This window comes from Rahnella perminowiae, assembly GCF_019049755.1.
GTDB classification, from domain to species: domain Bacteria; phylum Pseudomonadota; class Gammaproteobacteria; order Enterobacterales; family Enterobacteriaceae; genus Rahnella; species Rahnella perminowiae.
Genome location: NZ_JAFMOS010000215.1, coordinates 1 through 2,045, shown reverse-complemented (window position 1 = coordinate 2,045; position 2,045 = coordinate 1). Strand labels below are relative to the sequence as shown.

Genomic DNA, 2,045 nt, shown 5'->3' with positions numbered 1-2,045 from the left:
GGTTTAAGTACGCCATCCTGTTCGAGCAGCAAAGCCCCCTGAGGATCGATACCCCGCTCAATACCATGAATTTCCTGGTCACCGATGAGTAATTTAACCGGACGGTCGAGGAAATTATCTAAACCACGCCAGCGGGGAATAAATGGCGCTAATCCTTCCTGTTCGAAATGTAATAATGCTGACCTTAACTCTTTCAGCAACGTAGCTGTAAGTTCATTGCGGTCAATATTAACCCCCGCTTCCTGCAAATTTATCCAACCCTGATTAATAGCATCAGAAGCAGGTTCGCGCATTTTAAGGTTAATCCCCGCGCCAAGAACCAGCTGTGCTGCATCGCCGGTTTTACCTGTCAGTTCAACCAATATTCCGGCGAGCTTGCGATCATTAAGATAAAGATCATTGGGCCATTTCACGCGTACTGCTTCAGCACCAAGACGCTGAAGCACCTCAGCCATAACAATCCCAATGACCAGGCTGAGTCCCATTGCGGCGGCAGGTCCCTGTTCCAGTTTCCAGTACATTGACAGGTAAAGGTTACTGCCGAAAGGTGAGAACCACTTTCGCCCACGACGTCCCCGCCCGGCCTGCTGATATTCCGCAACACATGCGTCACCCGAGCTTAATTCTCCAATTCTGTCCAATAGATACTGATTGGTTGAATCAATAACAGACAGAACATCAACATGGCCCGTCGGGAGCAATGCGTGGATTTTTTCTGCGTCAAGCAACTCGATAGGGAACGGAAGGCTATAACCTTTGCCCGGCACCGTAAATATATCAACGCCCCAGTCACGTACCGTCTGGATATGCTTATTAATCGCTGCGCGGCTCATCCCCATGGCTGTACCTAACTGCTCACCGGAATGAAATTCACCATCAGCCAAAATGGAGATTAATTGCAGAGGAACGGTAATATCTTTCATGACAGCGCTCCCATTGCGTCCACTTCCCCTTTCGCGGCAATAAAACGAACCTCTGGTTCAAGCCAGATGCCAAATTTTGCTGCAACTGCATCACGTACATATTTAGCCAATGCGCGTATATCAGCACTGCTCGCGTGATCTTTATTAATCAAAACTAACGCCTGTTTATCATGAACAGCTGCGCCACCAATGGCAAAACCTTTTAGACCGGCCTGTTCAACCAACCATCCTGCAGCCAGTTTTATTTGCCCATTGGCTTGCGGATAAGACGGCATAGAGGGATATTCGCTGCTGATTCTCTCTGCCACAGAAGCATCAACAGTAGGATTTTTGTAGAAACTCCCTGCATTGCCGGTAACGGTTGGGTCTGGTAATTTGCTCTGCCGCATCGCGCAGACTAAATCAAAGATCTGACGGGGAGTCACAGTCTCAGGATCTAAGCGAGTCAGATCCCCATAAGTAAGTTTCGGTTGCCATTGCTTTGTCAGCTTCAGGCCTACGGCAATAATGGCATACCCTTCTTTATAGGAATGTTTAAATATGCTTTCGCGATAACCGAACTGGCATTCATCGGATTGCAAGCGGATGACTTTTTCATTCTGAAGATCCAATACATCCACATAACCACAAATACTCTGCAGTTCGATACCATATGCACCTATGTTCTGAATAGGAGCAGAACCTACGCATCCGGGAATTAACGCAAGATTCTCCAGGCCGGGAATATCATGCTCTAATGCATAACAAACCAATTGATGCCAATTTTCCCCAGCCCCTATATGTAGCTGCCATTCCTCTGCGTTTTCAGTCAGTTCAATCCCTTTTATGCGATTTAGTGCCACTGACCCTGCAAAATTCTCCAGGAAAAGAACATTACTCCCTTCCCCTAAAAGTAAAAAAGGCTGCCCTTTTTTCTTCGCTGATTTCCATGCAACGATGAGTTGTTCAGCGCTCCGGACATGCGTGATTTCAGCAGCATAGGCCTCCAGAGAAAAAGTATTTAGGGATTGAAGAGAAGTGTCGCCATTCGACATAGCCATATTACTCATAAGTGACTTATTTGTGCTTAGTTTAACCGATCCGATACTCTGTTACGCAGAGTTTTATAAGATGGTACAGGGG

2 protein-coding genes are annotated in these 2,045 nt (G+C 46.8%); both read right to left on the bottom strand.

Translation table 11 applies throughout. The annotated features are described in order from the left end of the window. Positions 1-923, bottom strand: a 923-nt coding sequence (gene birA, locus J1785_RS01400) for a bifunctional biotin--[acetyl-CoA-carboxylase] ligase/biotin operon repressor BirA (RefSeq protein WP_217218645.1), incomplete at its 3' end; no start/stop codon positions are given. After that, positions 920-1,957 (bottom strand): UDP-N-acetylmuramate dehydrogenase, encoded by a 1,038-nt coding sequence (gene murB, locus J1785_RS01395; RefSeq protein ID WP_129955685.1) that lies wholly within the window; start codon positions 1,955-1,957, stop codon positions 920-922. The genes murB and birA, both read right to left, overlap by 4 nt. Between the last annotated feature and the right edge of the window lie 88 nt (positions 1,958-2,045).